The sequence below is a fragment of the Mesorhizobium sp. LNHC221B00 genome (assembly GCF_000502935.1).
Taxonomy (GTDB): domain Bacteria; phylum Pseudomonadota; class Alphaproteobacteria; order Rhizobiales; family Rhizobiaceae; genus Mesorhizobium; species Mesorhizobium opportunistum.
This window is the reverse complement of the sequence record NZ_AYWR01000009.1, coordinates 56842-83141: the sequence shown is the minus strand read 5'-3', so window position 1 is coordinate 83141 and position 26300 is coordinate 56842. Positions and strand designations below refer to the sequence as shown.

Annotated in this window: 22 protein-coding genes and 1 pseudogene; 7 read left to right on the top strand and 16 right to left on the bottom strand. The window is 63.0% G+C overall.

Annotation, left to right across the window (positions count from 1 at the left end):
* Nucleotides 1–2302 (bottom strand): annotated as a pseudogene (locus X741_RS01000000166525) (ATP-binding protein).
* Nucleotides 2303–2545: 243 nt separating this feature from the next.
* Here X741_RS01000000166525 and X741_RS153040 point away from each other — a divergent pair.
* A complete protein-coding gene (locus X741_RS153040) occupies nt 2546–2845 on the top strand; it encodes an addiction module antidote protein (RefSeq protein WP_023777905.1) in 300 nt (99 codons plus the stop codon).
* 44 nt (nt 2846–2889) lie between these two features.
* Here the strand turns inward: X741_RS153040 and pepN are convergent, their stop codons facing one another.
* Nucleotides 2890–5535 (bottom strand): aminopeptidase N, encoded by a 2646-nt coding sequence (gene pepN / locus X741_RS153045; protein WP_023777904.1) that lies wholly within the window; start codon nt 5533–5535, stop codon nt 2890–2892.
* 151 nt (nt 5536–5686) lie between these two features.
* On the opposite strand from pepN, the gene X741_RS153050 reads away from it, so the two are divergent.
* Together X741_RS153050 and X741_RS153055 are read left to right on the top strand one after the other, a co-directional pair.
* Nucleotides 5687–7993, top strand: coding sequence for a xanthine dehydrogenase family protein molybdopterin-binding subunit (locus X741_RS153050; protein WP_023777903.1), 2307 nt, complete (start codon nt 5687–5689; stop codon nt 7991–7993).
* The gene (locus X741_RS153055; RefSeq protein WP_023777902.1) at nt 7990–8955 is read left to right on the top strand and encodes a DMT family transporter; all 966 of its coding nucleotides are present in this window, start codon (nt 7990–7992) and stop codon (nt 8953–8955) included. The genes X741_RS153050 and X741_RS153055 overlap by 4 nt, the downstream gene beginning before the upstream one ends.
* On the opposite strand, the gene X741_RS153060 is transcribed toward X741_RS153055, so the two are convergent.
* From X741_RS153060 to X741_RS1000000170350, 4 genes are all read right to left on the bottom strand, one after another.
* Nucleotides 8956–9768 carry a helix-turn-helix transcriptional regulator gene (locus tag X741_RS153060; protein WP_023777901.1) on the bottom strand — a complete coding sequence of 271 codons (813 nt, stop codon included), beginning with the start codon at nt 9766–9768 and terminating at the stop codon, nt 8956–8958. It abuts the gene before it with no gap.
* Between the two features lie 272 nt (nt 9769–10040).
* Nucleotides 10041–10916 carry a uracil-DNA glycosylase gene (locus X741_RS153065; protein ID WP_023777900.1) on the bottom strand — a complete coding sequence of 292 codons (876 nt, stop codon included), beginning with the start codon at nt 10914–10916 and terminating at the stop codon, nt 10041–10043.
* A 77-nt stretch (nt 10917–10993) separates the two neighbouring features.
* Nucleotides 10994–11638 carry a hypothetical protein gene (locus X741_RS153070; protein ID WP_023777899.1) on the bottom strand — a complete coding sequence of 215 codons (645 nt, stop codon included), beginning with the start codon at nt 11636–11638 and terminating at the stop codon, nt 10994–10996.
* Nucleotides 11548–11787 carry a hypothetical protein gene (locus X741_RS1000000170350; RefSeq protein WP_198023958.1) on the bottom strand — a complete coding sequence of 80 codons (240 nt, stop codon included), beginning with the start codon at nt 11785–11787 and terminating at the stop codon, nt 11548–11550. Before X741_RS1000000170350 ends, X741_RS153070 begins: the two co-directional genes overlap by 91 nt.
* Before the next feature lie 92 nt (nt 11788–11879).
* Here X741_RS1000000170350 and X741_RS153075 point away from each other — a divergent pair, with 92 nt between their 5' ends.
* Together X741_RS153075 and X741_RS153080 are read left to right on the top strand one after the other, a co-directional pair.
* Nucleotides 11880–13559, top strand: coding sequence for an electron transfer flavoprotein-ubiquinone oxidoreductase (locus tag X741_RS153075; RefSeq protein ID WP_023777898.1), 1680 nt, complete (start codon nt 11880–11882; stop codon nt 13557–13559).
* Between the two features lie 141 nt (nt 13560–13700).
* The gene (locus X741_RS153080; RefSeq protein ID WP_023777897.1) at nt 13701–14297 is read left to right on the top strand and encodes a DUF922 domain-containing protein; all 597 of its coding nucleotides are present in this window, start codon (nt 13701–13703) and stop codon (nt 14295–14297) included.
* A 29-nt stretch (nt 14298–14326) separates the two neighbouring features.
* Here X741_RS153080 and X741_RS153085 read toward each other — a convergent pair whose 3' ends face one another.
* The 5 genes from X741_RS153085 to X741_RS153100 all read right to left on the bottom strand — a co-directional run bounded on the left by X741_RS153085 (nt 14327) and on the right by X741_RS153100 (nt 17992).
* The gene (locus X741_RS153085) at nt 14327–15337 is read right to left on the bottom strand and encodes an endonuclease/exonuclease/phosphatase family protein (protein ID WP_023777896.1); all 1011 of its coding nucleotides are present in this window, start codon (nt 15335–15337) and stop codon (nt 14327–14329) included.
* Nucleotides 15338–15472: 135 nt separating this feature from the next.
* A complete protein-coding gene (locus X741_RS153090; protein ID WP_224688229.1) occupies nt 15473–16933 on the bottom strand; it encodes an AMP nucleosidase in 1461 nt (486 codons plus the stop codon).
* A gap of 116 nt (nt 16934–17049) precedes the next feature.
* Nucleotides 17050–17244, bottom strand: a complete 195-nt coding sequence (locus tag X741_RS153095; protein ID WP_023764342.1) for a hypothetical protein — start codon at nt 17242–17244, stop codon at nt 17050–17052.
* A gap of 35 nt (nt 17245–17279) precedes the next feature.
* A complete protein-coding gene (locus tag X741_RS1000000170345) occupies nt 17280–17435 on the bottom strand; it encodes a hypothetical protein (RefSeq protein ID WP_013896407.1) in 156 nt (51 codons plus the stop codon).
* Between the two features lie 215 nt (nt 17436–17650).
* Nucleotides 17651–17992, bottom strand: a complete 342-nt coding sequence (locus X741_RS153100) for a DUF2147 domain-containing protein (protein WP_023777894.1) — start codon at nt 17990–17992, stop codon at nt 17651–17653.
* A 437-nt stretch (nt 17993–18429) separates the two neighbouring features.
* Between X741_RS153100 and X741_RS153105 the strand changes: the two genes are divergently transcribed.
* Together X741_RS153105 and X741_RS153110 are read left to right on the top strand one after the other, a co-directional pair.
* Nucleotides 18430–18696, top strand: a complete 267-nt coding sequence (locus X741_RS153105; protein ID WP_010915070.1) for a sel1 repeat family protein — start codon at nt 18430–18432, stop codon at nt 18694–18696.
* 434 nt (nt 18697–19130) lie between these two features.
* Entirely contained in the window at nt 19131–20252 is a 1122-nt protein-coding gene (locus X741_RS153110; protein WP_023764340.1) for a branched-chain amino acid ABC transporter substrate-binding protein, read from the top strand.
* Nucleotides 20253–20370: 118 nt separating this feature from the next.
* On the opposite strand, the gene X741_RS153115 is transcribed toward X741_RS153110, so the two are convergent.
* The 5 genes from X741_RS153115 to X741_RS153135 all read right to left on the bottom strand — a co-directional run bounded on the left by X741_RS153115 (nt 20371) and on the right by X741_RS153135 (nt 26273).
* Nucleotides 20371–22335: an acetyl/propionyl/methylcrotonyl-CoA carboxylase subunit alpha gene (locus X741_RS153115; RefSeq protein WP_023777893.1), complete on the bottom strand. Its 1965-nt coding sequence runs from the start codon at nt 22333–22335 to the stop codon at nt 20371–20373.
* Nucleotides 22336–22384: 49 nt separating this feature from the next.
* Nucleotides 22385–22759: a hypothetical protein gene (locus tag X741_RS153120; protein WP_023777892.1), complete on the bottom strand. Its 375-nt coding sequence runs from the start codon at nt 22757–22759 to the stop codon at nt 22385–22387.
* A gap of 131 nt (nt 22760–22890) precedes the next feature.
* A complete protein-coding gene (locus tag X741_RS153125; RefSeq protein WP_023777891.1) occupies nt 22891–24498 on the bottom strand; it encodes a carboxyl transferase domain-containing protein in 1608 nt (535 codons plus the stop codon).
* Nucleotide 24499: 1 nt separating this feature from the next.
* Nucleotides 24500–25663 (bottom strand): isovaleryl-CoA dehydrogenase, encoded by a 1164-nt coding sequence (locus X741_RS153130; RefSeq protein ID WP_023777890.1) that lies wholly within the window; start codon nt 25661–25663, stop codon nt 24500–24502.
* Nucleotides 25632–26273: a TetR/AcrR family transcriptional regulator gene (locus tag X741_RS153135; protein ID WP_023777889.1), complete on the bottom strand. Its 642-nt coding sequence runs from the start codon at nt 26271–26273 to the stop codon at nt 25632–25634. The genes X741_RS153130 and X741_RS153135 overlap by 32 nt, the downstream gene beginning before the upstream one ends.
* Between the last annotated feature and the right edge of the window lie 27 nt (nt 26274–26300).

Here is a 26300-nt window from a genome sequence, read left to right as displayed (position 1 = left end):
TCAGGCGGCGACCTTGACCACCGCAGGCGCCTTCTTCACCGGTATGCGCACCGACACGATCGTGCCGACACCTTCGGTCGAACGGATTTTCAGCGCGCCGCCCTGGAGCTCGGCCAGCGAACGCGAGATAGCGAGGCCGAGGCCGGATCCGGCATGGTTCTTGGAGAACTGGTTCTGCACCTGTTCGAAGGGCCGCCCGAGCTTGCCGAGCGCCTCCTTCGGGATGCCGCAGCCATTGTCCTCGATCGTCAGCACCAGCGCGCCCGATGTGTTGCGGGCCCTGACCGATATGTGACCGCCCTGGCCGGTGAATTTCACCGCATTGGACAGGAGGTTGATGACGATCTGCTTGATCGCCCGGCGATCGGCGAACAGTGTCAGCGCGTCGGCGATGCGCGTTTCCACGGTTATCGCCTTTTGCGCGGCTTGCAGCGAGACGACGCGCACCGTCTCGCTGATCAGCGGGCCAAGGTCGATCTGCTCCTGGTCCAGCGAGAACTGGCCGGCCTCGATCTTGGACATGTCGAGAATGTCGTTGATGACGCCGAGCAGGTATTTGCCGCTGCTGTTGATGTCGGTGGCATATTCCTCATAGCGCGACGAACCCAGCGGGCCGAACAGTCCTTGTTCCATCAGTTCGGAGAAGCCGATGATGGCGTTCAGCGGCGTGCGCAGTTCGTGCGACATGTTGGCCAGGAACTCGGATTTGGCCCGGTTCGCCGCCTCGGCGCGCTCGGTTTCCTTCATGTATTTGCGGTTGAGGTCGACCAGTTCGCGCGACCGTTCCTCTTCGGCCCGGCGGGCGAGGCTCAAATCATGGATCGTCGCCATCAGCCGGCGCTCGCTGTCGACCAGCTTCTCCTGGTGCAGCTTGATCTGGGTGATGTCCGAGCCGACAGAGACGATGCCGCCATCCCTGGTCTTCAGCTCGTTGACCTGCAGCCAGCGGCCGTCGGACAGCTGCCGCTCGAAAGTGGCGCCGCCTTGCGGACCATTGGTGTTGGCGAGCCGGCGCTCTGAAGCAAAGGCCAGCATCCGCTCTTCCAGCGACACCCGCGTCACACCTGGCATCACGTCGCGATCCGAGAGCCCGTTGTCCTGCTGGTATTTGGAGTTGCACATGATCAGGCGCTGCGCGGAATCCCACAGCACGAAGGACTCATTGATGTTCTCGATTGCGGTCCTCAGGCGAAGATCGGCCGCCTCCGAACGCAGCGCCAGATGGCGCTGCTCGGTGACGTCGACGGCGATGCCGATCAGCTGGATCTCCGGCGCCTCCGGATCCATGACTTGTGCGCGGGCGCGCATCCACACCCATTGGCCGTCGGCATGCCGCATCCGGAACACCTGGTCGATGTGGTCGATTTCGCGCGCGACAATTCTGTTGGCGAGCTCGAACAGGTCTCCGTCCTCGGGATGAATGATCTCGTCGACCTCGCCGAAGGACAGCATCGTCTCGCAAGGCTCGTAGCCGAGCATGTCGTACATCGAACGCGACCAGTACATCTTGCCGCGCACCATGTCCCAGTCCCACAGGCCGCAGCGGCCGCGAACCAGCGCCATGTCGATGCGCTGATGCGCTTCGAGGTAGATGCGGTCGGCTGCCTGGGCGCGCGCCGCCTGCCCGAAATAGGCATAGAGGATGATGATCAGCACGCCGGCGGTCAGCACNGACGGTCTTGCGCCAGGTGTCGAAGACGGCTTCCTGCGGCACCAGCGCCGCTGCGGCTCCTTTCCCGTCCTTGGCCACGCTTACTGCCGCGTACCAGTCTTGCCCGCCGATGCTGACCTCCATGACCCCGGCGCGGTCGCCGAACATGAACAGAGGCTGGCCGCCCTCGACGAGGCCGTCGAGCGAGTGGCCCTGCCAGGGCGTCGAGCGTGGCGTTACCGCGGTGATCTTGAAGGCGCCGTCGGTGATGACGAGCACATGGCTGCGGCCCATCGCGCCCTGGCGGCTGGTGGTCTCCAGCAGGTCCTGGATGGCGCCTGGCGGCGTATCGGTGACGGTGGCGAGCGAACTGGCCAGTTGGCCGGCCGCCAGTGTGAGGATCGCCTTGGCGTCGCGCTCCACATCGTCGCGTTCGTTCATCAGCGACAGCACGCGCAGCGCCGCGATGACGATCAGGAAGATGACGATGAGGGCCGGTATCGACCGACGCAGCAACGGTTCGGCAGCCAGAAGCCGCTTGTAGGCTGGTTCGGCGATGAGCCGCGTATTCCCGGCAAGGCCATCGCTTCGCGTCTCGCGACGCGCAAAAGCCATCCCTCCGGGCGCGCCCCACGCGTCCGCCTTCGCCATAAATGGCACTCCCCGATTTCAGTATGCCCGACTCTGCAGGCTTGACGATCCGGCAACGCCGCACTTCCGAATCGCCATTAAAGAATCAAAGGTGATTCGCCTTGTCCAGTGCTCCGGCGAAAAAAGATTAAAAATCGACTAAAATAATGCCGAAGCGGCTCGACCAAGCCCTTCTGGAACGCCACACCCAGAAAAAGGATATCAAGACCGCGAAACGTCTGGCACAAGAATAGAGCGAATGAAATGGCTGAAAAACTGACAAGCTTTGATCCGGCTGAAGGCCTGACCTCTGATGAAGCGATTGCGGCATTCATGGCGGAGGCGTTTGCTTCCGAAGATTCCGGCTATATCGCGCATGCTCTGGGTGTCGTTGCCCGCGCCAAGGGCATGGCCCAAATAGCAAGCCAGACAGGGCTTTCGCGTGAACAGCTTTACCGTTCGTTCAGTGAGAACGGCAATCCGACCCTGAAAACGACGATCGCTGTGATGAAGGCCCTTGGAATCGAGTTGACCGCTAAGGCACAGCCTCATCAGTCGGTTTGACAGACTCTGGGCACGGAAGCCTTTCGATAGGAAGCAGAGCCCTCCTAAGCCAGTGTACGCTCGACAATGTCCCTTAAGTCCGCCGACAGGTTTTCGGCATTGGCGATCGAAAGCAGCGCCTCCCGGGCCTTGGCTTGCCGGCCTTGTTCGAGCGAACGCCAGGACCTGAGCGCCGTTGCCAGCCTTGCCGCCACTTGCGGGTTGCGCTTTTCGACCTCGAGCACCGTCTGCGCGAAAAACCGATAGCCTTCGCCGTCGGGTCGATGGAAGCCGGTCTGGTTGGCGCTGGAGAATGTGCCGATCAGCGAGCGCACCCGGTTTGGATTGCCCATCGAGAAGGCCGGATGAGCGGTTAGCGCCCGGACCGTGTCCACCGCCTGCGGCCCCGGCACGCTTGCCTGGATCTGGAACCATTTGTCCATGATCAGCGGGTCGGACGAATACCTCGTTTCGAATGCCGCCAGCGCCTTTTTTGCCTCCGGCGAACCGTGGTGTCGATGGGCGAGCACGCCAAGGGCTGCCGCGCGGTCGGTCATGTTGGTCGCCGACTGGAAATGCCCGGCGGCCAATGCCGCGCCGCCAGGCAGCAGCGAGAGATAATCCAGCAAAGTGTTGCGCAGGGCGCGTCGTCCAGCGCTCGCTGCGTCGGGGCTGAACGCGGTCATGTCTGCAAGGCTGTCGTAGAGGCCGGAAAACGCCGCGCCATTGGCGGTGCCGATGGCGAGCGCAAGAGCCTGCCGGGCCGTGTGGATGGCGTCGGGATCGATGTTCCTGCCGATGTCGCGGGCGATGTCGGCATCGCCGGGCAGCGCCAGTGCCAGCGCCCGGTAGGCCGGCTCCAGCGTCTCGTCGGCGGCAATGCTGCCAGCGAGCTCGGTCAGCCGTTTCGCGAAGACCGGTTGCTTGCCGCCGAGGATCTCGCGGAAGGCTGAAATCAGCGTATCGGTGAGCAGCGTGTTGAATGCCTGCCAGCGCGAGAAGGCGTCGCTGTCATGGCGGGCAAGGAAGAACTGGTCGTCAGCCTTCTGCTCGACCGACAGCGTCACCGGTGCCGAGAAGCCGCGGTTGAGCGACACCGCCGGGCGTTCCGCCACGCCAGAGAAACGCACCATGTGCCGGCGCTTGCGGACATGGATGACGCCATCGTCGACACTGGCTCCCTCGACGCCGCTGTACGACACCGGCTTGCCGCCGGCGCCGATCAGGCCGAAGGCGAGCGGGATGTGCATCAGCCGCTTGCGGCTTTCGGAGGGTGTCGGCGGCACCGACTGTTCGATCTCGAGCGTGAATTCCTGCAAAGCCGGATTGTGCGTCGAACTGACCGTCAGATTGGGCGTGCCGGCCTGATGATACCAGAGCGCGAACTGCGACAGGTCGCGGCCGGATGCATCCTCGAACACCTTGATGAAATCCTCGATCGTCGCCGCTTCACCGTCATGCCGCTCGAAATAGAGGTCCATGCCGGCACGAAAGACATCCGGGCCGAGAATGGTGCGGATCATGCGCACCACTTCGGAGCCCTTCTCGTAAACTGTCGCCGTGTAGAAATTGTTGATCTCGCGGTAGCGGCGCGGCCGCACCGGATGCGCCAACGGACCCTGGTCCTCGGGGAACTGGTGAGCGCGCAGCGTGCGCACCTCGGCGATGCGCTTGACCGCGCGCGAGCGCTGGTCGGCGGAGAATTCGTGATCGCGGAAGACCGTCAGCCCTTCCTTCAGGCAAAGCTGGAACCAGTCGCGGCAAGTGATTCTGTTGCCTGTCCAATTGTGGAAATATTCATGCGCGATGATCGCCTCGATATTGGCGAAATCGGCATCCGTCGCGGTCTCCTGGTCGGCCAGCACGTATTTGTCGTTGAAGATGTTGAGGCCCTTGTTCTCCATCGCGCCCATGTTGAAGTCGGATACGGCGACGATGTTGAAGACGTCGAGGTCGTATTCCCGGCCGAACGCCTCCTCGTCCCATTGCATCGATCGCTTCAGCGCATCCATGGCGTAGCCGGCGAGCTTCTCCTTGCCGGGCTCGACATAGATGCCGAGCTCGACCGTGCGGCCCGACATCGTGACGAAACTGTCGGCGACCTGGCCGAGATTGCCGGCCACCAGCGCGAACAGATAGGACGGCTTGGGGAAGGGATCGTGCCAGACGGCATAGTGCCGGCCATCGCCGAGGTCGCCCTTGCCGACCGGATTTCCGTTGGACAGAAGCAGCGGCGCCTCGGCGCGCAAGGCCTCGATCCGCACCGTGTAGACGGACAGGATATCGGGGCGATCGAGGAAATAGGTGATGCGGCGGAAGCCCTCGGCCTCGCACTGCGTGCAATAGACATTGCTTGAGCGATAGAGGCCCATCAAGGCTTCATTGTTCGCCGGTGCCAGCTCGGTTTCGATGCGCAGCTGGAAACGGCTCGCGGCCGGCGGCTTGAGAATGGTGAGTTGGTCGGGGCTGGCCAGCAGGTCCGCCGGTTTCACTTTCTTGCCGTTGATCTCGACGCGCTTGAGCACCAGCCCATCGCCGTCGAGCACCAGCGGAGCCGACACCGAAACGCCATCACGACGCTCGATCGTCACTGTTGCGGTGACGATCGTTGCCTGTGGCGAGAGACGGAATTCAAGGTTCGTTTCCGGAATGAGGTAGTCGCTGGGGCGATAGTCTTCGAGTTTGAAGACCTGGCCTGTGTCGATGCGCATTCCGGGTTTTTTCCTGTCGATTGCGTTGGAGGCGGATTGTTTCCGCTGATCCAAGAAATTTGAAGTCCGCGCTCTTTACACGAAACAGCCCCTCGACAAAACTACGACAGGGCCTATTTCAGGCCTTCCTTTCCAGCATCGCGAGGCAGTCATGACCATCGTCACACCGAAGTTCGGGATGGGCGCTTCCGTGTTGCGGCGCGAGGATGCCGCTTTCATCCAGGGGCAGGGCCGCTATACCGATGACATCCAGCCGGCCGGCGTGCTGCACGGCTATGTCCTGCGCTCGCCGGTGGCCAAGGCCAGCTTCACCGTCGGCTCGACCGATGCAGCCAAGGCGGCTCCAGGCGTCCATCTGGTGCTGACGGCCAAGGATATTGCCCATCTCGGCGATCTCAAATCCGGCGTCATGCAGGAACAGCCCGACGGCACCAAGGCGCCGACCCGCGACATTCCGGTCCTGTGCCGTGATCGCGTCAATTATGTCGGCGATGCCGTTGCCTTTGTTGTCGCCGACAGCCGTGCCCTGGCGCAGGATGCCGCCGAACTGATCGATGTCGATTATGACAGCGAGGATGCTGCGTCCGGCACGGCGACCGCGCTTGCCGAAGGCACGCCGCTGGTGTGGCCCGAGCTCGGCTCCAACCGCGCCTTCACCTACCATATGGGCGACAAGGCCAAGACGGCGGCGGCTTTCGCCAGGGCGGCTCATGTCACCCGCATCGAGTTCGTCAACAACCGGCTGGTCTGCAATTACATGGAGCCGCGCTCGGCGATCGGCGAGTGGAACGCCGGCGAGAACCGTTTCGTGCTGACCACCGGGTCGCAAGGCGTGCATTCCATGCAGTACATCCTGGCCAGCGTGTTCAAGATCAAGAAGAACCAGCTGCGTGTCATCACGCCGGATGTCGGCGGCGGTTTCGGGCCGAAGAGCTTCGTCTATCGCGAATATCCGCTGGTGCTGGAGGCAGCGAAGCGGCTTGGCCGTCCGGTGAAATGGGCCGGCGACCGCACGGAACATTTTTTGACCGACGCGCAAGGCCGCGACAATGCCGTGACGGCTGAGATGGCTTTGGACAAGGATGGCCGCTTCCTCGGCATGCGGGTCGATCTGCTGGCCAATATGGGCGCCTATGTCTCGCAATACGGTCCGTTCATACCCTATATCGGCGTCACCATGTCGACCGGCGTCTATGACATCAGGGCGCTCGATGTCACGGTGACCGGCCTTTACACCAACACCTGTCCCGTCGATGCCTATCGTGGCGCCGGCCGGCCGGAAGCGGCATTCCTGCTGGAAAAGCTGGTCGATGCCTGCGCCCATGATCTCGGCCTGCCCGTCGAAGAGATCCGCCGCCGCAATTTCATCCGGCCGGAGCAGTTTCCCTATCGCACGCAGACCGGTCGTCTCTACGACAATGGTGAGTTCGAGGGCCATATGGAGCGTGCCATCGAACGGTCTGAGTGGAAGGCGTTTCCGCAGCGGCTCGAACAGTCGAAAGCCGGCGGCAAGATCCGGGGCATCGGCATGGCGACCTACATCGAGGCCTGCGCCTTCCCGGGCTCGGAGCCGGCGTTTGTCGAGCTCAATGGGGACGGCACGGTGACGCTCAAGATCGGTACCCAGACCAACGGACAGGGTCATGCCACCGCCTATGCGCAGTTCCTGGCGGAAAAGCTCAATCTCGACATCGACAAGATCCATGTCCGCCAGGGCGATACCGACGAATTGAAGGCTGGCGGCGGCACCGGCGGCTCGCGCTCCATTCCGCTCGGGGGTGTATCCGCTTCCCGTGCGGGCGAGGATCTGGCCAACAAGATCAAGCGCATCGCCGCTGACGAGCTGGAGGCTTCCGCCGGCGACATCGAGCTGTCCGACGGTGTTGCCCGGATCGTCGGCACCGACCGCACGATCGATTTTTCCACCATCGCCAAGGCCGCGAAAAACCCCGATGACCTCAAGGGGTTCGGCGAGTTCGTCCAGGACGAATGCACCTATCCGAACGGCACCCACATCTGCGAGGTCGAGATCGATCCCGACACCGGCACGACCGAGATCGTGCGCTACACCATCGTCGACGATTTCGGCGTCACGGTGAACCCGATCCTGCTCGCCGGCCAGGTTCATGGCGGCGTCGTGCAAGGCGTCGGCCAGGCGCTGACCGAAAACACCGTCCATGGCGAGGATGGGCAATTGCTGACGGCGAGCTTCATGGACTACGCCATGCCGCGCGCCGACAATTTCCCGTTCTTCCATTTCGAAACCCGCAATGTGCCGTCGACCACCAATGCGCTGGGCGTCAAGGGCGCGGGCGAGGCCGGCACGATCGGCTCGACACCGGCGGCGCTCAACGCGGTCACCGATGCGCTATGGCGCGCCTATGGTGTCAGGCATATCGAGATGCCGGCGACACCAGCGCGCATCTGGGCGACCATCCAGGAAGCGGCGCCAAGGTGACAGCAAGGGCGGGGGCGGCACCAGAAACGGCGGGCGGCCACGACACGCTGAGGGGCATTGCCCTGAAGATCGTGTCCGTCGCGGTTTTTGTCGGAATGCAAACCTGCATCAAGGCGGCCGGCGAGGTGCCGGCCGGGCAGATCGTCTTCTTCCGCTCGTTTTTTGCCATCTTCCCGATCATTGCTTTTCTGGCATTTAAGGGACAGTTGCCGACGGCATTCGTCACCAAACGTCCCTTCAACCACGTCGCGCGCGGTATTGTCGGCGTCGGCGCCATGGGGCTTGGCTTCTTCGCGCTCACCAGGCTGCCGCTACCGGAGGCAATCACCCTGAACTATGCACAGCCGCTGTTGGTCGTGGTGTTCTCCTCCGTTTTCCTTGGCGAGACGATCCGCGTCTACCGCTGGAGCGCGGTGGCAGTCGGTCTGATCGGCGTGCTCATTATTTCCTGGCCGGAACTCACTCTGCTCAATTCGGATGAAGCGCTCGACGATCAGGAGGTCCTCGGCGTCATGGCGGCGCTGGTGGCGGCGGCGATCTCGGCCGTCGCCATGCTGCTTGTGCGCAACCTCGTGCAGACGGAGAGGACGGCGACCATCGTGTTATGGTTCTCGTCGACAGCGAGTGTGCTCTCGCTGCTGACGCTGCCTTTCGGCTGGCAATCGCTGACGCCGGTGCAAGCCGCGCTGCTCATCATGGCCGGCTTTTGCGGTGGCCTCGGCCAGATCCTGATGACCTCGGCCTATCGCCACGCAGAAGCCTCGGTGGTGGCGCCGTTCGAATACACCTCGATGATCCTCGGCGTGGTCGTCGGCTACTTCGTCTTCGGCGACGTGACCTCGCTCAGCACGCTGGTCGGCGGTGTGATCGTGGTAGCCGCCGGCATCTTCATCATCTGGCGCGAGCGGCAGCTGGGCCTGGAACGCACCCGCACGCGCAAGGCAGCGCTGCCGCAGGGATAGTCAGGACCGTTCGGCCCGTTCCCTTGCCAGCCGTACCAGCACCGCCCGTGTCTGTTCATCCGCCGGGAAGAACGATTCGATCGCCAGTTCCGACAGCGTCACGTCGAGCGGCGTGCCGAATACGGTTATGGTGCTGATGAACGACAGAACCTGGTCGCCATGCGCAAGCCTGAGCGGATGCACGATCGCATTCGGCTCGACCGGCGCCGGCCGGCTGCCCTTCAAGCCGGACGGATAGCCGCGCAGCTCGCGCTCCAGATCGATCAGCACGGGGTCACCGGTGGCGTCATTCTGGTGCTTGAGGCGCTCGAGCAAATGCGTGCGCCATTCCTGGAGGTTGACGATGCGCGGCGCGATGCCGCCCGGGTGCAGGCTGAGGCGAAGCACATTGACCGGCGCCGCCAGCAAGGAGGCCTCGCTGACATCGGCGAGGAAGGGGCTAATCGCCGCGTTCGCCGAAACCAGGTTCCAGTGCCGGTCGACAGCCAGCGCCGGAAACGGCTCATGCCCCTTGAGCACGGTCTCGACGGCGGCAAGCGCCGGCGCGAGCGTGGCATCGGTGAGCGGCCGTTCGCCGAAGCTCGGCGCAAAGCCCGCGGCCAGCAGCAGCTGGTTGCGCTGCCTGAGCGGGATCGAAAGCTGCTCGGCCAGATGCAGCACCATGTCGCGCGAGGGCGCGGCACGCCCGCTTTCGACGAAGGAGAGATGGCGCTGCGAGATCTCGGCCTCCATGGCGAGGTCGAGCTGGCTCATGCGCCGGCGCGTGCGCCATTCGCGGATCAGGCTGCCGGCGGAGGTTTGGGCTGTTGTCATGAGAGGGATGACTAGGGCGGCGAGTGCCCCATTTCAATTACTTGGAAGGTTATCAGCATGGCATTTACGGCGAAGATTGGCGAAAGCGGATATTGCAGCCAATCTCCCCCCTGTGGGGGAGATGCCTGGCAAGGCAGAGGGGGGGGCACTGTCCCGCCGACTTATCGCTTTCGGCAGTTCCTTGCCATGCGGGACTAAGAGAAAGGCCGCGTTCCTTCACGCCCCCCTCTGTCCTGCCGGACATCTCCCCCACGAGGGGGGAGATCGGCTATTCACTCTAGCGCCTTCAGTTTCGCCTTGACCTCGAGGAAATCTCGCCACGCCAGTTTCTTGTGCGCCGGCGTCCGCAAGAGATAGGCCGGGTGCAGCGTCGGCATCGCTGGAATGGCGGTGCCCGACGCCGTCGTGTGCACGCGCCAGTTGCCGCGCAGGCGCAGAATACCCTCAGTCGTGTTGAGCAGCGTCTTGGCGGAAGGCCCGCCGAGATTGACCAGAACCTTGGGATTGACCAGTTCGATCTGCCGCTCGATGAACGGCCGGCAGATCTCGGTCTCGTGCGGCGTTGGCGTGCGGTTTCCCGGCGGCCGCCATGGAATGACGTTGGCGATGTAGACCGAAGAACGATCGAGCCCGATCGCAGCCAGCATGCGGTCGAGCAGCCGGCCGGAGCGGCCGACGAAGGGCAGGCCCTCTATGTCCTCGTCACGTCCGGGCGCCTCGCCGACCAGCATGACCGCGGCTTCCGGGTTGCCGTCGGCGAAGACGAGGTTCTTGGCGGTGGCCTTGAGATTGCAGCCGTCGAAGGCAGCCATGTGCTGGCGAAGCTCTTCGAGTGTGGAGGCGCTTGTCGCCATTTGCCGGGCGAGGGTGGCCTGCGCCTCGTCGGGGACGGCGGCGGTGGCGGACACGGTGCGCACCGGCGCATCCGGCACCTTGCTTGCATCCAACCCGGACGATGCTGCTGGCCGCTCCGGCGTCTTGTCTTCGCGAGGCGACGGCAAGGGCGCCGGCGCGCGCTCGACAGGCCTCGGCGCCGCCTCGGCGAAGCGGTTCACCGGAGCGTCTTCCAGCGCCTCATCGACGCCGGAGCTGGCATAAAAAGCCAGGATGTCGGCGATTTCGGTCGGGCTGTTGGGGGCGGCAGTCATGGCGCGCACATTCGTCCGCAGAGCGCCAATTTGCAAGCAAGACAATCCTTTTCCGCACCAAGGTGTATCAGCGCACCTTATCCCGTCGGTATGCGCGGATCCTGCACCAGGTAGAAAGTCCATCGCGGCGTGTAGTCGGTCACCAGGAATTCGAAACTGGCGGTCTTCAGCGGGTCGACCTTGCCGTTCTTGAACAGCAGTCGGTCATAGGGTTCGAAGTCGCGGTCGAAATCGGCGAAATTGCTCGACCAGATATTGTCAGGTGTCTTGTTGCGTTGGTCGAAGGAAAGCCCGTCGCCGAACACGCTCGGCTGGTCCAGCGTCTCCTGAAGCTCGAACTGGAATTCGATCCAGGCCTGGCCGCTGTTGTTGAGCACGTCAATGCGCATATACATGATGCCATTGGCGAACTCGCCCGCTTTGCCGAATGTCTGGATCGGCTTCGTGGTGCGGATGGTCAACGTCACCGGTGTCGCCGAATTCAGCTCTTCGGTGATGACCAGCGGATCGTCCTTGGTTCCGATGCCGGAGGCCCCGGTGATGCGGAAGCCGCCAAGTTCGTCGGAGAAGGAGTAGGCGCCTGTCGCCCAGACCTTCACCTCGTCCGCGGCGGCGTAACAAGGTGCCAACATCAGAAGTACCAGAAGAACCGCCCGGCAGGCCCGGCGGGGCGGGAAAAGAAAGCGCGTTGAAGAAAAGCCGGCTGGGCCAAGAATGCGCATGCCGGGAAGTATGGCCGATAAGCAAGCCGTCGAACAAACAAAAAAAGCGGGGCGCGGCTGATCTCATCGGACAGCAACGGCGGCCAGGCCGCAAGATGTGCGACTTTTTGGCCAAATCCGCCCAAATCCGCCCAAATCCGCATTGTCATGTATGCGCCGGTTTCCTGTCGTCAATTGATGCGCTATGCAGCGCAAGAGCCAGCAAGATAGGCAACAGCGGCAAGCCAGTGCGGAGGGGTTGATGAGCGATATCGAACGCGAAAGCATGGAATTCGACGTGGTCATCGTCGGTGCCGGACCGGCCGGCCTTGCCGCGGCCATCCGCCTCAAGCAGGTCAATCCCGAGCTTTCCGTCGTCGTGCTGGAAAAGGGCGGCGAGGTCGGCGCCCATATCCTTTCGGGCGCCGTGGTCGATCCGATCGGCATCGACCGGCTGCTGCCAGGCTGGCGCGAGGAGGACGGCCATCCTTTCAAGACGCCGGTCACGGCGGACCATTTCCTGGTGCTCGGGCCTGCCGGCTCCTTCCGTCTGCCCAACATGCTGATGCCGCCGCTGATGAACAATCACGGCAATTACATCGTCTCGCTCGGCAATGTCTGCCGCTGGCTGGCCGGCAAGGCAGAGGCGCTTGGCGTCGAGATCTATCCGGGCTTTGCCGCCACCGGCCTCATCTACAATGAAGAAGGCGCCGTCACCGGCGTCGTCACCGGCGACATGGGCGTCGAGAAAGACGGCACGCACGGTCCGGGCTTTGCGCCGGGCATGGCGTTGATGGGCAAGTATGTGCTGATCGGCGAAGGCGCGCGCGGCTCGCTCGCCAAGCAGCTGATCGCCAGATACAAGCTTTCCGACGGCCGCGAGCCCGGCAAGTATGGCATCGGCCTCAAGGAACTCTGGCAGGTCAAGCCGGAGAACCACCGGCCGGGTCTCGTCCAGCATTCCTTCGGCTGGCCACTCGACATGAAGACCGGCGGCGGCTCGTTTCTCTATCATCTGGAGGACAACCAGGTGGCGGTCGGCTTCGTTCTCCACCTCAACTACAAGAACCCCTATTTGTCGCCCTTCGAGGAATTCCAGCGCTTCAAGACGCATCCGGCGATCGCGGCTACGTTCGAAGGCGGCAAGCGGCTGGGCTATGGCGCGCGCGCCATCACCGAGGGCGGCTGGCAGTCGGTGCCGAAACTGTCCTTCCCCGGCGGTGCGCTGATGGGCTGCGCCGCGGGCTTCGTCAACGTGCCGCGCATCAAGGGCTCCCACAATGCGGTGCTCTCCGGAATGCTGGCGGCCGAGCATGTCAGTGAAGCAATTGCCGCTGGCCGCGCCAATGACGAGCTCGCCTCCTACGAGGAAGCCTGGCGCGCGACCGACATCGGCAAGGATTTGAAGAAGGTGCGTAACGTCAAGCCGCTCTGGTCGCGCTTCGGCACCATCGTCGGCGTCGGCCTCGGCGGCCTCGATATGTGGCTGAACACGCTGTTCGGTATCTCGCCCTTCGGCACGCTGAAGCATGGCAAGGCCGACTATGCGACGCTAGAGCCTGCCGCCCAGCACAAGAAGATCACCTATCCGAAGCCCGATGGCGTGCTGACCTTCGACCGCCTGTCCTCCGTGTTCCTGTCCAACACAAATCACGAGGAAAACGAACCGGTCCACCTGCTGGTCGGCGACATGGACCTGCAGAAGCGTTCCGAACACGATGTCTTTGCCGGACCCTCGACACGCTACTGTCCGGCGGGCGTCTACGAATGGGTCGACAAGGATGGTAATGCCGCGGCCGACCCATCGGCGAAGGATGTGCGCTTCGTCATCAACGCGCAGAACTGCGTCCACTGCAAGACCTGCGATATCAAGGACCCGAACCAGAACATCAACTGGGTACCGCCCCAGGGCGGCGAAGGCCCTGTCTACCAGGGTATGTGACCTCGCGCCGCCGGCTCGCTTGGAGCGGCGGCAGCAAAAAAACGTGGGTCGGGGCTGGCCGCAAGGGGTGTCCAGGCCAGCAGGGACGTTGAAACGGCCACCGGTCTATGGTTCTTTCTCCAGGGATAAGGAGAAAGGCCGATGCGCCGGACCGTTCTGACATGCCTCGTTGCTATCGGGACGCTATGCGCTCCAGAAGCCTTTGCCGGCACAAGGGCAGTTATCCAGACGCGGACCTACGACGTTACCGGAAGCTCGGGCGCGGCCTTCATCGATGCGATGGACAGCAAAGGCCCCAGGCACGGTTTCATGACGCATGCCATCGCCACGACTGCCTATACCGTCGACTGGGATCTTGGCGGAGGTCAGGAGAACGGCTTCTGCCGGCTGCGGCGGGTCAACGGCACGCTTAATCTGTTCTACACCTTCCCTCGCATTGCCTCGCCCATGACGCCGGCGCTGAAGCGGCGCTGGAGCCGGTTTTTCGCCGGCGTTCGCGGCCATGAGGAAACGCATGGGCGCATCGCCAGGCAGATGATGCGCACCACTGAGAGGTCGATCACCGGCCTGCGGGTCGCCAACGACCCGTCTTGCTACAAGACGCGCCACGAGGCCCGGCGTCGCATCCAGGCCGTCTATGCCGAATATGAGGCCAGACAAAACGCCTTCGATCGGCGCGAGCATAGCCGCGGCGGCCACGTCGAGCATCTGATCGCGGCCTTGATCCGAAAACCATGAACGAGCGAGTGCTTGGCTCGACTGATGCGTCAGCCTTGCGGCTTGGCTGGCAAGGCGCTCGCCGCGAGCGCAGTGGCGTGCCCATCCTCAGGCTGCTTCTCATCGGAGCGAACCGAGAACTCGACCAGCACCGGCAGATGGTCTGAACCGGTGTCTTCCAGCCGGGTCGCGGAATGAACGGTTACCCCGCCCTTGCTGAACACCTGGTCGATCGGCAGTCCAGCAAAGCGTCGCAGCACATCCGGCAGCTTGATGTAGAGCCACGTCGGTCCCGCTGACGGCATGACGGTCAGGCCGCCGAGGGAGGCGACCCGCCGCACCGCCGCACTCCACGGCACGGCGTTGCAATCGCCGGCCATGATGGCGGTTTCGCCGAGCGAGGAAATCGAATTCGAGAGTTCGCCGATCTGCCAGTTCTGCTCGCGCGGCCATGGCCAACTGAGATGGATGGCAGCGACGTTGACGGCGGTGCCGCCGAAATCGACCGCCGCGATCGCCATCGCACCTCGCGGCTCGCAATGCGGCGCGCTGCCGGCGGCAAAGGGCCGCCGCGACAGCAGAGCCACGCCGAACACGCCGTTGGGGTAGGGGCAGAGGATCCGGTATGGGTAGGCGCTGGTGATGTAACCGAGCTCGGTTTCCCACATCGCCGACACCTCGTCGAGGGTGATCACGTCGGGATTGGTCCGGCCAATCAGCGAAAGAACCTTTTTCGGCGTCGGATTGTCGTAGCGCAAATTCATCTGCAGCAGGTGGTAGACGATCTGGTCGGCGGGCTTGGCGACCGCTTGCATGGGCCACAGGCGCGGCAGCGTACTCATCGTCGTGGCGACGCTGGCGATCGCAAAGAGCAGCGCCACGGCCGCTTGCAGCCGAAACGAGCCGGCAAGCAGCGGCAACGCCAGAAGCGCGATCAGCAGGCACAGGTGAAGCCGAAAATGCGAGAAGGAATCGAAGGCCGGATGCAGCGTGCCGAGGAATCCGGCCAACAAGGCGAGCGACAATGCCGTCATCGCCAGGAATGCCACCCCAGCTATCATATTCGAGCGCGCGCCGCCTGTTGTCATTGAGGCCGTGTCTGTCGAGTGTCGCCTGACGATCCGTTCGATCTGCTTATCGATCAAATTGCGGCCTGAGCAAGACGACGAATTGCCTCGCCAGGACTTCGAGACCGCCTACTGGAACGCGGTCTCCGAAAAACTTCTGAGCTTGCGCGAATGCAGTCGCTCCATCGGCATTTCCGCCAGCTTTTCCATTGCCCTGATGCCGATGGTCAGGTGCTGCGCCACCTGGCGCTTGTAGAACTCGGTCGCCATGCCGGGCAGCTTCAACTCACCGTGCAGCGGCTTGTCGGAAACGCATAGCAGCGTGCCGTACGGCACGCGGAAGCGGAAACCATTGGCCGCGATCGTCGCCGATTCCATGTCGAGCGCGATGGCGCGCGATTGCGACAGGCGCTGCACCGGTCCGCGCTGGTCGCGCAGTTCCCAGTTGCGGTTGTCGATGGTGGCGACCGTGCCGGTGCGCATGATGCGCTTCAGATCGTAGCCCGACAGGCCCGTGACTTCGGCAACCGCTTCCTGCAATGCGACCTGGATCTCGGCCAGCGGCGGGATCGGCACCCAGACCGGAAGATCGTCGTCGAGGACGTGGTCCTCGCGCACATAGGCGTGTGCCAGCACATAGTCGCCCAGCGCCTGCGTGTTGCGCAGACCGGCGCAGTGGCCAAGCATTACCCAGGCATGCGGCCTCAGCACCGCGATATGGTCGGTGATCGTCTTGGCGTTGGAAGGCCCAACCCCGATATTGACCATGGTGATGCCGCCATGGTTCGGCTTCTTCAGGTGGTAGGCAGGCATTTGCGGCAGGCGGGCGGGCGGGGTGCCCTCGCTTGCCGTACTGGCGCCGGCGCGGGTCACGACATTGCCCGGCTCGACGAATTCCACATAACCACCACCGCCATTCTCCATCAAGCCGCGCGCACGGGCGACGAACTCGTCGATGTAGAACTGGTAGTTGGTGAACAGCACGAAGTTCTGGAAATGCTGCGGGCTGGTGGCCGTATAATGGGTCATGCGGTGCAGCGAATAGTCGATGCGTTGCGCCGTGAACGGTGCCAGCGGCCGGGGTTCGCCGAAGGCGACCTCGAACGTGCCGTTGGCGATCTGGTCGTCGGTGCCGTCCAGGTCCGGAACGTCGAACAGGTCGCGGATCGGCCGCTTGATGCGTTCGGCGGCAGCGCCATCGACATAGGTGCCCTCCAGGAAGGCGAAATGCAGCGGGATCGGCGTGGTCGATTCCGAGACCGTCACCGACACGCCATGGTTACGCATGATCAGGCGAAGCTGCTCGATGAGGTAATTCTCGAACAGTTGCGGCTGGGTAATCGTCGTGGCGAAATGGCCAGGTGTCGGCATATGGCCGTAGGCCTGCCGCGAATCGACCTGGGTAAACGAATTCGTGGTCACGCCGATCTCGGGATAGAAGGCCCGGTAGCGCTTGCTGCCGTCGGCGCCGGCGGCCAGTGCCGTGAAGGAGTCGCGCAGGAACTTGGTGTTGCGGTCGTAAAGCGCCTGCAGCGTCGCGACGGCCTTTTCGGCCCGGTCAAAGCTTTGCCGGCCAAAAGGCTCAGGCATGACGACTGATTCTATGGCCTGGGGGTAGATTCGCTTTTCCATAGCTCAATATAGAGACTTGGATGGGTGGTTGGGAGGGGTGTCGCTGTCGAAGGCGCCCAAAGCGCGTTTTTTCTTCACCCACGCTGCAGGCTGACCAGCAGCACGAAACCGACACCTGACTTCCTCAGCGCCGGAGCCTCGATGGTCGAACCGGCATCGGCGCGCATCATCGGCACGGCCAGGACCGGGGCGGCCAGGAGCACCAGGATAAGCGCCGCCCGCGGCAGAAGCCGGAGGGTTTTGAGGGCGTTGGCGGCGATGCGGTTCATGATGTCTGTGCTTTTCTTTTCGAGGTTTTCTGGTTTCAGTGGCGAAGGTTGGTCGGGCAGGCGAGACCGCAAAGTCTGGTGGCTTCGTCCCAGGAGCGGGCCGGACGGCCTGCTTCGGCGACGAGAATGGCGAAGAACATTCCAAACAGGCTCATCAGCAGGCAGACGATGGTGAAGCGGCGAGCAAGCATCGGTGGTGTCTCCTTCAACACGCCGGAGAATGCCCTGACGCCTGTGAACCGGCTCTGAGACCGGCGTTCATCTGCGGTTCAAATTAATTGACGGGATCTGACTGGGCTGAGGACGGCCAACAGCGGCAAGGCATCGAGCGCCGGCGCCGGCGTGAGGATGAAACGAAAACGGGGCCCGTCAGGGCCCCGTGGTCATGTCGCAAGGCTGCAGCCGATCAGAGCTTATGCCAGGTCTGGCTCTTGCAGATCAGTCCGCCGAGCACGCAGCCGCTCATCTTGAGCGAGGTGCCCGATAATGTCGCCTTGCCTGAGTAGGTCTTGTCGTTAGCCGGATCGGTGATGTTGCCGGTGTACTTGTTGTCGCCGGCCGCCTTGAGGGAGCCAATGGTCTTGCCGGCGTATTTGCCGGATTTGAGCGTGATGGAGAACGAGCCGCCGCCTGCAATGGCCGCGGTGTCGCCGGCCTGCGTTTTCCAGTTGCCCTCGATCGGATCGGCCCACGCCGCGCCCGCCATGATCAATGTGGCTGCAAGGGCCAGACTCACTTTTCGAAACATGTTCTTCCTCCCTTAGGATAGCCGGCCGGATGCTCCGCCTCGCCGGTCTGCCGCTTACGCAAACGTAAGCTAATCCAGCTCCCATCAAAACGAAAGCGGTGCCGTTGCGGAAGCGTTTCGGATTTTAAAGGCGCCTGAAAGTGGGCCTTGGGTGAGAAAATGAAACGATCGCCGGATTGGCTTCGTCTCCCGTGGTTAGCGGAGTGTTGATTCCCATTCTCAAAATTTTCGTCAAATTTTGCCAAAACCAGCCGAATTGCTGGCTTCGTATCCTTAACGAATTTTCGTGTTTACCTCTTGTTTTAACTTTGTTTTCCTCAAATTAAGCACGCCATTTAACGACGGATTCAAGCCTGCGCGGCATTCTCGAAAGCATCGAAGAGCGGCCCGGACAAGACAAACGGAGGCAGCTCTCAGGAGCCAGACAGGGGACTAAAATGGCACGTTTTGAAATGCTTGAAGCAGGTTTCGGCGCCATGGGGGCAACTGCCCAGGCCGACATCCTTTTCGAACTGGGCATGATGTATGCGACCGGTCGCGATTGCGAGACCGACGTCGTCGCCGCCCACAAATGGTTCAACATCGCCGCCATCAAGGGCTCGGCCCGCGCCGCGGAATTGCGCTCGGAACTGTCGGCGGCGATGTCGAAGGTCGAGATCGCCAAGGCGCTGCGCGAAGCTCGCGAATGGATGACCATGCACTGAGTTCCACCAGACGGGACGCCCCGGCCAAGACCGCGAAGACGGTCGGGCCACAAACAGGGACAAGGCTGCGCAGACAGCCAGGCAACAGGCCATCAACCACAAGAATGCGGCAGGCCGGGCAGGTCCAAGCCGTGCGAACGACCATGATCCCGAAATAAGGAATCCGGTTTTCGGACCAAGATCATGGGCTTGGAAAGACAGGGAAGGCGCGTTGGGCTCGGGGTGCGGGGGCACTTGCGGAACAGCTCGACGAGCGAAAAGCCACGACCAGCCGAAACAAGGCTGGCGTGGCTTTTTTGCGTGGATGAGGGGCCCCAGGCCCAATCGAGCGGCGCCAATGCGCCTAGACAGGCCCAATGAAGGATGAAATTGTCCGGCCTCTCTGGAAGAAGCGCGGCCGGGCGGCCGTGCGTGAGTGGAGGAGTTCTATCACCATGAAAAAAATGAGTATTTTGAGCGCGGCCATTTTCGGCCTGATGATGAGCGCACCGGTCGCGTTCGCCGACGACATCACCGTTTCGGTGGTCGGCCCGATGACCGGTCAGCTCGCCACCATCGGCGATCAATTCAAGCAGGGCGCACAGGCCGCCGCCGATGCCATCAACGCCGCGGGCGGTGTCAACGGCTCGATGATCAAGCTCGACATCGAGGACGACCAATGCGATCCCAAGCAGGCCGTGTCGGTCGCCAACCGGATCGTGGCCAATGGCGTCAAGTTCATCGATGGCCATGCCTGTTCGGGCTCGAGCATTCCGGCCTCGGCCGTCTATGCCGAAGCCGGCGCGCTGATGATGAGCCCGGCGTCCTCAAACCCGGTACTGACCGACGCCGCGGCCAAGGCCGGCTGGCCGACGATCATGCGTCTCTATACGCGTGACGACGCGCAGGGCGCCTTCATCGGGCCGTGGATCGCCAAGAAGTTCGCCGGAAAGAACGTCGTCATCCTGCACGACAAGAGTGCCTATGGTCAGGGCGTGGCCGACGCGGTCAGGGCAACCATGAACACCGGTGGCCTGAAGGAAGTCTACTATGACGCCATCAATCCCGGCGAGAAGGACTATTCGGCGCTTGTCACCAAGCTCAAGGATCTGAAGGCCGACGTCGTCTATTTCGGCGGCTATCATCCTGAAGCCGGCCTGATCCTGCGTCAGTCGGCCGAACAGAACCTGAAGTTCCAGCTGATCATGCCGGACTCCATTGCCTCGCCGGAATTCTGGCAGGTTGCCGGCCCGGCGGGCGAGGGCACCATGTTCGTGTTCCCGTCGGATCCGCAGGCAAAGCCGGAAGCCAAGGCGGCGGTCGAGAAGATCAAGGCCGGCGGTTTCGTGCCCGAGGGCTTCACGCTGTTCTCATACGCCGTGGTCCAGGCGTTCGCCGAAGGCATCAAGCGCGCCGGCAGCGACGATCCGGCCAAGGTTGCCGAAGCCCTGAAGAACGGCACGCCGATCAGCACCGTTGTCGGCGATGTCACCTTCGACGAGAAGGGCGACCTCAAGAATGCCAGCTACGACATCAACCAGTGGCATGACGGCAAGTACGCGCCAATCGCGCAGTAATCGCTATCATTTCGCTGTTGGAAATGGCCGGGCTTGCCCGGCCATTTTCGTTTGGTCGGCACTCTACGGCGCCCTCTCTGTCCCGACATAGCTATTTCGGTCATCCAGCAACCGGGCCTTAGCCCCGACCATCCTCCACGAACCGCACCAGCACGGTCCCGTCGGTGACCTGCGATCCTTCGGTGGCGATCTCGGCGATCAGCCCGTCATGCGGCGCGGCGATGGTGTGCTCCATCTTCATCGCTTCGAGGATCAGCAGCGGCTGGCCCTTGATCACCGCATCGCCCTTGGCCACGCGCACAAGCTTGACCAGCCCCGGCATCGGCGCGCGCAGGCTGCCGGAGGCGGCAGCGGCGTCATCGCTCCTGGCCAAGGGGTCCGGCACCGCGAATGTATAGCCGACGCCGCCTTCGAACACCGTGACGTGGCCAGGCCAGCGGGCGAGGCGCGGAACGGCGCGGAAATCATGCACATTGGTGCCGTCATAGGGTGCATCGAGCGCGACCTGGAAGCGCCCGTCCGGCCGCACCGAAACCTTTGCCACAATGTCGTCCTCGGCGAACTTCAGCCGCGTACGCCGCGCCACGCCGTGGAAATGCGCATAGCCGGCAAGCGACGACCATGGGTCGTCCGAACGCGGCGATGCTTCCGCGCTGGAGACGGCGAGGGCGGCTGCCGAGATGATTTCGCCGCTTGGCGGCGCGACCTCGGTCAGCGCCGCCTGGTGTCTGCCGATCAAGCCGGTGTCGACGTCTCCGGCGCAAAAATCCGGATCGGCCGCCAGAGCTGCAAGAAAAGCGGTGTTGACGGTGGAACCGGCAATTTCGGTTTGCGACAACGCCGTGCGGAGCGCCTCCAGCGCTGCCTGCCTGTCCTTCGCACCGACGACAAGCTTGGCGATCATCGGATCGTAATAGGGCGAGATAGCATCGCCGGCCCGCACGCCGGTCTCGATGCGCATCGTAGTCCCTTCGGCGGCTGCTTCAGGAAATTTCAGATGATGCAGCGTGCCAGTTGCCGGCAGGAATCCCTTGGCCGCATCCTCCGCATAGATGCGCGCTTCGAAAGCATGGCCGGCAAGCGCGATCTCGCTCTGCGTCTTCGGCAGCTTTTCGCCGCTGGCAACGCGCAGCTGCCATTCGACCAGATCCGTGCCGGTGATCATCTCGGTGACCGGATGCTCGACCTGCAGGCGCGTGTTCATTTCCATGAACCAGAAGCGGTCGGCTTGCAGGCCTTGCGAGGCGTCGACGATGAATTCGATGGTGCCGGCGCCGGAATAGCTGATCGCCTTGGCGGCTTTTACAGCGGCGTCGGTCATGGCCTTGCGCAATGCCGGCGTCATGCCGGGGGCAGGGGCTTCCTCGATCACTTTCTGATGGCGGCGCTGCGCCGAGCAGTCGCGCTCATAAAGATGCACGGCATTGCCAAAATTGTCGCCGAACACCTGCACTTCGATGTGCCGTGGCTTGTCGACATATTTCTCGACCAGGACGCGGTCGTCGCCGAAAGCGGCCTTTGCCTCGCGCCGGGCGCTGGATAGAGCCTCGGAGAAATCGTCGGGATGTTCGACCCGGCGCATGCCCTTGCCGCCACCGCCGGCCCGCGCCTTGATCAGCACGGGATAGCCGATTTCGCGTGCCTTGGAGGCAAGCAGCACGATCTCCTGTGCCTCGCCATGATAGCCCGGAACGACAGGAACGCCGGCCTTTTCCATCAGCCGCTTGGCGGCGTCCTTCAGCCCCATGGCACGGATCGAGGCGGCCGACGGGCCGATGAAGATAAGCCCCGCCGCCACCACCTGATCGACGAAATCAGGGTTTTCAGACAGGAAACCATAGCCGGGATGGATGGCCTGCGCCCCCGTGGCCAAGGCCGCCGCGACGATCCGGTCGCCGCGCAGATAGCTCTCGCCGACCGGCGAGGAGCCGATATGCACCGCCTCGTCGGCCATTTCGACATGCAGCGATTTCGCGTCGGCATCCGAATAGATGGCAACAGTGTGCACGCCCAGCTTGCGCGCCGTGCGGATGACGCGGCAGGCGATCTCGCCCCGATTGGCGATCAGGATCTTGGCGAACATGGAGCCTCCCGGTTTTGCCTCGGGCGGCGCTGGTTCGGCAGATGCCCGGCTATTTCGAAGCAGCGATCTCGCAGGCGCCGCCCGTCGTCACCCTGTGGCGGGCGACCGTACCCTCGCAGGATTTCATCGCCAGATCTTCGGCCACCTTCTGAGAGGGAGCGTTCAGCTTTGCGCCGCAGATGATATACAGCGACCTCACCCGTGTATAAGGCGTCGTGGCGTAGGCCGAATGGCCGTCCGCCGCAATATAGGCCTTGTATGCCTTGGTGCAGGGTGCCTTCTGCGTGTAGGGCAGAGTTGGTGGAAAACGCTTGTCTCCTTCGCTTCCCGCCAGCGACACGGCAATACTCGTGCTGGATGCTGCGAGCAAAAGAATTACTGAAAGTATTGAGGCGGATGCATTCGGTAGGTATTTCGGTTTCATTTTTGGCCCATCCCCATTGCGTAGTGCAGCGCAAGCACAAGCAGTAACGAATATTTCCTACCATCACTAGCTCCGCGGCGAAGGCTCGCGATTTCGTGATTGGATGGATGGCTTCGCCGATGTCGTTCATCTCACATCCTGAACACGCCGAAGCGGGTTTCCTCGATCTCCGCATTGAGTGCTGCCGACAGGCTGAGCGCCAGCACCTCGCGCGTCTTTGCCGGGTCGATGATGCCGTCATCCCAGAGCCGCGCGGACGAGTAGAGCGGGTGCCCCTCATGCTCGTATTTCATCAGGATCGGCTTCTTGAACTTCGCCTCTTCTTCCGCGCTCCACTCGCCGCCCTTGCGCTCGATGCCTTCGCGCTTGACCATGGCAAGCACCGTTGCCGCCTGTTCGCCGCCCATCACCGAGATGCGGGCATTCGGCCACATCCACAGGAAGCGTGGCGAATAGGCGCGACCGCACATGCCGTAATTGCCGGCGCCGAACGAGCCGCCGATGATCATGGTCACCTTCGGCACCTTGGCGGTGGCGACAGCCATCACCAGCTTGGCGCCGTCCTTGGCGATGCCGCCTGCCTCGTATTTTCGCCCGACCATGAAGCCGGTGATGTTCTGCAGGAAAACCAGCGGTATCCCGCGCTGGCAGCACAACTCGATGAAGTGCGCGCCCTTCAGCGCGCTTTCGGAAAACAGCACGCCGTTGTTGGCGATGATGCCGACCGGCATACCGTGGAGATGGGCGAAACCGGTGACAAGCGTGGTGCCGTAATTCTGCTTGAACTCATCGAATTCGGAGCCGTCGACGATGCGCGCGATCACCTCGCGCACATCGTAGGGCTGGCGCAGATCGGTCGGCACGATGCCGTAGAGTTCATCCGCAGGATGAAGCGGCGGATGAGCTTTCCTAGAGGTCAGGCTTACGGTCTTGTTTCGATTCAGGTTCTTGATGATGCGCCGGCAAATGGCCAAGGCATGCTCGTCGTCCATCGCGTAATGGTCGGCGACACCGGAAAGCCGCGTGTGCACGTCCGCGCCGCCCAGATCCTCGGCACTGACGTCCTCGCCGGTGGCCGCCTTCACCAGCGGCGGGCCGCCGAGGAAGATGGTCGCCTGGTTGCGCACCATGATCGTCTCGTCCGACATCGCCGGCACATAGGCACCGCCCGCCGTGCAGGAACCCATGACGCAGGCGATCTGCGGAATGCCGGCCGCCGACATGTTGGCCTGGTTGTAGAAGATGCGGCCGAAATGCTCACGGTCGGGAAACACCTCGTCCTGGTTGGGCAGGTTGGCGCCCCCGCTGTCGACCAGAAAGACGCAAGGCAGATTGTTCTGCAGCGCGATCTCCTGCGCGCGCAGATGCTTCTTCACCGTCAGCGGATAGTAGGTGCCGCCTTTCACGGTGGCATCGTTGACGACGACCATGACCTCGGTGCCTTCGACGCGGCCGACGCCGGCGATCAAGCCGGCCGCCGAAATCTCCTCGCCATACATCGACCACGCCGCGAACTGGCCGATCTCGAGGAAGGGCGAGCCGAAATCCAGCAATTGCGCGAGGCGCTCGCGCGGCAACAGCTTGCCACGGGAGACGTGGCGTTCACGCGCCTCCTCGGAGCCGCCGCGCTCGACGCCTGCCGCCTTCTCCGCGATGTCGGCGACCAGCGCCCGCATGCGCTCGGCATTGGCACGGAAGGTCTCGGAAGAGGGGGAGATCTGGGTTTGGAGAACGGCCATCCTACACCCCCTCCGACATGATCTCGCGGCCGATCAGCCAGCGGCGGATTTCGCTGGTGCCGGCGCCGATCTCGTAGAGCTTGGCATCGCGCAGGAGACGCCCGGTCGGATAGTCGTTGATGTAGCCATTACCGCCCAGCAGCTGCAGCGCATCGAGCGCCATCTGCGTCGCCTTCTCGGCAGCGAACAGCACGCAGCCGGCGGCATCCTTGCGCGTCGTCTGGCCGCGATCGCAAGCGGCGGCGACGGCATAGACGTAGGCGCGCGCGGCATTCATCGTCGTGTACATGTCGGCCAACTTGCCTTGCACCAGCTGGAACTCGCCGATCGGCTGGCCGAACTGCTTGCGCTCGTGCACATAGGGGATCGCCACGTCGAGGCATGCCGCCATCAGGCCGATCGGACCGCCGGCGAGCACGGTGCGCTCATAGTCGAGGCCCGACATCAGCACCTCGACGCCGCGCCCTTCCTCATGCAGCACATTGTCGAAGGGCACTTCGACATTCTCGAACACCAGCTCGCCGGTATTGGAACCGCGCATGCCGAGCTTGTCGAGCTTTTGCGCCACGGAGAACCCCGCCATCGCCTTCTCGACGATGAAGGCGGTGATGCCGCGCGATTTCCGCTCCGGATCGGTCTTGGCATAGACGACCAGCGTTTCGGCATCCGGCCCGTTGGTGATCCACATCTTGGTGCCGTTGAGCACATAGCGGTCGTTGCGCTTTTCAGCGCGCAGCTTGAGCGAGACGACGTCGGAGCCTGCGCCGGATTCCGACATGGCGAGTGCGCCGACACGCTCGCCCGAGCACAGCGGCGGCAGGAATCTTTCCTTCTGCGCCTGTGTTGCCCAGCGGTTGATCTGGTTGACGCAAAGATTGGAATGAGCGCCGTAGGAGAGGCCGACGGAAGCCGAGGCGCGCGAAATCTCCTCCACCGCGATGACATGGGCGAGATAACCCATGCCGCTGCCGCCGAAATCCGGATCGGCTGTTATGCCGAGCAGGCCGAGCGCGCCGAACTCGCGCCACAGATGCGCCGGAAATTCGTTCTGGCGATCGATGTCGCCGGCGATCGGCGCGATCTTGTCCTGGGCGAAGCGCCGCACCAGGTCGCGCAACGCCTCGATGTCTTCGTCATGCCCGAAGCTGAGCGTGTTCGTATACATGCCGTTCCTCCCCGGTAGTTGTCGCGCCAACCAGCCGCATTGTCATCGAAAGATATGTCGCCGTCACTTCGGCGATCGACAGTCGCTCGCCCGGGCGAAACCAGACGATGACACCGGTCATCATCTGGATCAGCGCCATCGCCGTCAGTCCGGTGTCATCGATGCTGAAGGCGCCTGCCTCCGCGCCATCGCGCAGGATCGAGCGCAGTTCCTTTTCATAGGCCGTGCGCATGCGCAGAATCTGCGTCAGCCTGTCGGGCGAAAGGCTGCGCAGTTCCATGTTCGACACATGCGTGGCGTGCCGTCGCTCGATATGGAAAGCGATGTGGTTGCGCACATAGGCCGCAAGCTGCTTCGCTGGATCGGCGCCGACTGGCCTAGCCTGTTCCCAGGCCCCGCGAAGCCCTTCCATGTGCTCGCGCATCAGCGTGAACAGCAGGTCTTCCTTGGTCGGGAAATAGCGGTAGAGCGCGGCGGCCTGCACGCCGACTTCCGCCGCCAACTGGCGCATCGACATAGCCTCGTAGCCGTAGCGCGCAATCAGGCTGACCGCTGCCTGGCGGACGGCCGCCTCGGTCTTTTCGCCATCGGATCCTGTGGTGCGCGCCATAGTCGCCTCATTGAACAATAATAATAA

What these genes read in the sequence shown, in the direction of transcription:
- X741_RS153085 (WP_023777896.1), bottom strand. Translation starts at nt 15,337, where the DNA reads ATGATAGCTGGGGTGGCATTCCTGGCGATGACGGCATTGTCGCTCGCC.
- X741_RS153095 (WP_023764342.1), bottom strand. Translation starts at nt 17,244, where the DNA reads ATGAACCGCATCGCCGCCAACGCCCTCAAAACCCTCCGGCTTCTGCCG.
- X741_RS153125 (WP_023777891.1), bottom strand. Translation starts at nt 24,498, where the DNA reads ATGGCCGTTCTCCAAACCCAGATCTCCCCCTCTTCCGAGACCTTCCGT.
- X741_RS153130 (WP_023777890.1), bottom strand. Translation starts at nt 25,663, where the DNA reads ATGTATACGAACACGCTCAGCTTCGGGCATGACGAAGACATCGAGGCG.
- X741_RS153060 (WP_023777901.1), bottom strand. Translation starts at nt 9,768, where the DNA reads ATGACAACAGCCCAAACCTCCGCCGGCAGCCTGATCCGCGAATGGCGC.
- X741_RS153065 (WP_023777900.1), bottom strand. Translation starts at nt 10,916, where the DNA reads ATGACTGCCGCCCCCAACAGCCCGACCGAAATCGCCGACATCCTGGCT.
- X741_RS153100 (WP_023777894.1), bottom strand. Translation starts at nt 17,992, where the DNA reads ATGTTTCGAAAAGTGAGTCTGGCCCTTGCAGCCACATTGATCATGGCG.
- X741_RS153070 (WP_023777899.1), bottom strand. Translation starts at nt 11,638, where the DNA reads ATGCGCATTCTTGGCCCAGCCGGCTTTTCTTCAACGCGCTTTCTTTTC.
- X741_RS1000000170350 (WP_198023958.1), bottom strand. Translation starts at nt 11,787, where the DNA reads ATGACAATGCGGATTTGGGCGGATTTGGGCGGATTTGGCCAAAAAGTC.
- X741_RS1000000170345 (WP_013896407.1), bottom strand. Translation starts at nt 17,435, where the DNA reads ATGCTTGCTCGCCGCTTCACCATCGTCTGCCTGCTGATGAGCCTGTTT.
- X741_RS153075 (WP_023777898.1), top strand. Translation starts at nt 11,880, where the DNA reads ATGAGCGATATCGAACGCGAAAGCATGGAATTCGACGTGGTCATCGTC.
- X741_RS153090 (WP_224688229.1), bottom strand. Translation starts at nt 16,933, where the DNA reads ATGCCTGAGCCTTTTGGCCGGCAAAGCTTTGACCGGGCCGAAAAGGCC.
- X741_RS153110 (WP_023764340.1), top strand. Translation starts at nt 19,131, where the DNA reads ATGAAAAAAATGAGTATTTTGAGCGCGGCCATTTTCGGCCTGATGATG.
- X741_RS153080 (WP_023777897.1), top strand. Translation starts at nt 13,701, where the DNA reads ATGCGCCGGACCGTTCTGACATGCCTCGTTGCTATCGGGACGCTATGC.
- X741_RS153120 (WP_023777892.1), bottom strand. Translation starts at nt 22,759, where the DNA reads ATGAAACCGAAATACCTACCGAATGCATCCGCCTCAATACTTTCAGTA.
- X741_RS153115 (WP_023777893.1), bottom strand. Translation starts at nt 22,335, where the DNA reads ATGTTCGCCAAGATCCTGATCGCCAATCGGGGCGAGATCGCCTGCCGC.
- X741_RS153040 (WP_023777905.1), top strand. Translation starts at nt 2,546, where the DNA reads ATGGCTGAAAAACTGACAAGCTTTGATCCGGCTGAAGGCCTGACCTCT.
- X741_RS153135 (WP_023777889.1), bottom strand. Translation starts at nt 26,273, where the DNA reads ATGGCGCGCACCACAGGATCCGATGGCGAAAAGACCGAGGCGGCCGTC.
- pepN (WP_023777904.1), bottom strand. Translation starts at nt 5,535, where the DNA reads ATGCGCATCGACACAGGCCAGGTCTTCAAACTCGAAGACTATCGCCCC.
- X741_RS153105 (WP_010915070.1), top strand. Translation starts at nt 18,430, where the DNA reads ATGGCACGTTTTGAAATGCTTGAAGCAGGTTTCGGCGCCATGGGGGCA.
- X741_RS153050 (WP_023777903.1), top strand. Translation starts at nt 5,687, where the DNA reads ATGACCATCGTCACACCGAAGTTCGGGATGGGCGCTTCCGTGTTGCGG.